Origin of the sequence: Microcystis sp. LEGE 08355, assembly GCF_015207185.1 — a bacterium.
GTDB classification, from domain to species: Bacteria; Cyanobacteriota; Cyanobacteriia; order Cyanobacteriales; family Microcystaceae; genus Microcystis; species Microcystis panniformis.
Genome location: NZ_JADEXI010000698.1, coordinates 1 through 2,209 on the forward strand (window position 1 = coordinate 1; position 2,209 = coordinate 2,209).

Genomic DNA, 2,209 nt, shown 5'->3' on the forward strand with positions numbered 1-2,209 from the left:
CTGTGTAAGACAGTACATGGTTTTTTAACTGTGGTATGCGACGGTGGTGGAAGCAGAAACTTAAATCGTGAGGTTTAGGAATCGCCGCACTTTTAGGGCGGCGAGGATGTCAAAATATTTACCATAACCCAAAGCTGGCGATCCTTCCAGCTTCTTGGCTATGGCCCGGGGTCTCGGTAGCGCCAAAGGCAATCCTGTACCAAGAATCTCCGCTATGAATATTAACATCGAGGCTTCTGTACCCCGTCGTTAATTTTTAGCTAAACCTGCCAGGGAGAGTCCCTAATTGGCAGAATGACCTGCGAACCATAATCAGGTTATCCTGTGAATTGGTGGCTCTCCCTATGGGGTTGCTCCTGAGATAATCCCCCCACCGAGGACGATTTCCCCTTCATAAATCACGGCTGCTTGGCCTGGGGTGATACTAAATTGTGGTTCATCGAAAACCAGCTTCACTTGATTATTTTCTAGGGGAATAACATTGACGGGAACAGCCGGAGAACGATAACGGACCTGTACTTGAGCGCGGATAGGGGTGGTAGGTTCAGCAATAGAAACCCAGTTCATCCGTCCGACAAGACAAGCGGCACTAACGGCACTTTCGCGATTACCGACGATAACCCGATTCATGACGGGATCAAGTTTTACCACATAGAGAGGTTCGGCGGCGGCGATGCCGATGCCTTTGCGTTGTCCGATCGTATAATGATGGATACCGCTATGTTTACCCAAAACTTTGCCATCGAGATCGACGATATCGCCCTCACTAACGGCGATATACTTATCCAAGAACGATCGCATCGTTCCGTGAGCTTCAATCAAGCACAAATCCTGACTATCGGGTTTATCTGCTGTTTTTAAGCCGAATTCCTGGGCAATTCTGCGGGTTTCTGCCTTGGTTTGTTCTCCCAAGGGAAATAAAGTCCCACGCAGTACATCTTGAGTTAGATCATAGAGAAAATAGGATTGATCTTTATTTTTATCGACGGCGCGCAGCAGTTGATAACGGTTATTTTCGGGAGAAAAACGAATTCTAGCGTAGTGACCGGTGGCAATAGTATCCGTTTGCAAGGTTTCCCTAGCATAATGCAGCATCGGGCTAAATTTTACCGCTTTATTGCACTGAGAACAGGGGAGCGGTGTGATTCCCGCTTCGTAACCGGAAACCAGATAATCAATAATTTCTTTTTGGAAAAGCTCGCGACTATCGACGATATGATGGGGAACACCCAGCTGCTCACAAATAAAGGCCGCATCTACCATCCCCTCGGAGCAGCATTGACCTTTACCCTTCATTAACCACAGGGTCAAGCCAATAACATCATAACCTTGAGCGTGTAAGGCGGCAGCGGCAACAGAGCTATCTACTCCCCCCGATAGACCGACAACAACTTTTCCCATAAATCTTGTAATGATTTTTAACCAATATACTTTCTAGACTAGCATCTCCTACTTTAAAATTTGGACATGGTGTACCCAAATTTCGTGTGAGGACAAACCAGCATGATGAGAACAAACCTACTGTTTTTCTCGGGCCTATTTTGGTTAAAAGTCGGGATAATCGCTCAAGGAACGCTGCTGCTAAAAGCAAACTTATCTTTTGCCCAGAATCTTTATCCCGGTCGTCGTTTGCCCCCACCGCCGGCGGTGAGACAACCAACTAAACGTTCAGACAGTCCCAGTGCTGTTAATTGTTCCCAATGTTCACCCTTAAATTTACCCCTCGTTAATTCTCCATCAGTTCGCCCCCCGGTGGCTGCCCCAGTTTCCGGTAATCAACCCCTGAGAGAATACGTTTTTCAAGCTCCCGCTACCGTGCGTCCCGCCGATGCTGCGGTGATTAATAATCATCCTCGTCCAACTGTCAATCCACCGGCACCCAGACCTGAAAATCGCGCCAATAAACCCCCTTCTCCCCCACCACAGCAGCGGGTTATTGCTACTAATCAACTCTTTCGCGTTGAAGTTAGGAGTAATAGTGCAGCAGCGTTGGCAAAAATTAAAGAAATTGAACCCCTCGCATTTATCCGCGCGGGAGAAAATGTTATTCAAGCGGGGTTATTTCAGCAACAATACCAAGCTAAACAACGGGTACAAGAGTTAACTAAACAGGGTTTTAGCGCTCAGATTATTACCCTCAATAATTAGGGTTTACTGAAAAAGTCTGTTGGTGGGGTGTAGGGTGTGGGGTGTAGGGTGTGGGGTGTAG

At 47.3% G+C, this 2,209-nt stretch carries 2 protein-coding genes and 1 pseudogene; 2 read left to right on the forward strand and 1 reads right to left on the reverse strand.

Translation table 11 applies throughout. From position 1 onward, the window contains the following. Positions 1–127: 127 nt before the first annotated feature. Positions 128–253: pseudogene (locus IQ242_RS26465) on the forward strand (phycobilisome rod-core linker polypeptide CpcG); the annotation flags it as partial. 89 nt (positions 254–342) lie between these two features. Here the strand turns inward: IQ242_RS26465 and mnmA are convergent. Then, entirely contained in the window at positions 343–1,401 is a 1,059-nt protein-coding gene (gene mnmA / locus IQ242_RS23055) for a tRNA 2-thiouridine(34) synthase MnmA (RefSeq protein WP_008201212.1), read from the reverse strand. A gap of 102 nt (positions 1,402–1,503) precedes the next feature. Here mnmA and IQ242_RS23060 point away from each other — a divergent pair, with 102 nt between their 5' ends. Next, positions 1,504–2,148: a hypothetical protein gene (locus IQ242_RS23060; RefSeq protein ID WP_193961554.1), complete on the forward strand. Its 645-nt coding sequence runs from the start codon at positions 1,504–1,506 to the stop codon at positions 2,146–2,148. Positions 2,149–2,209 lie beyond the last annotated feature (61 nt).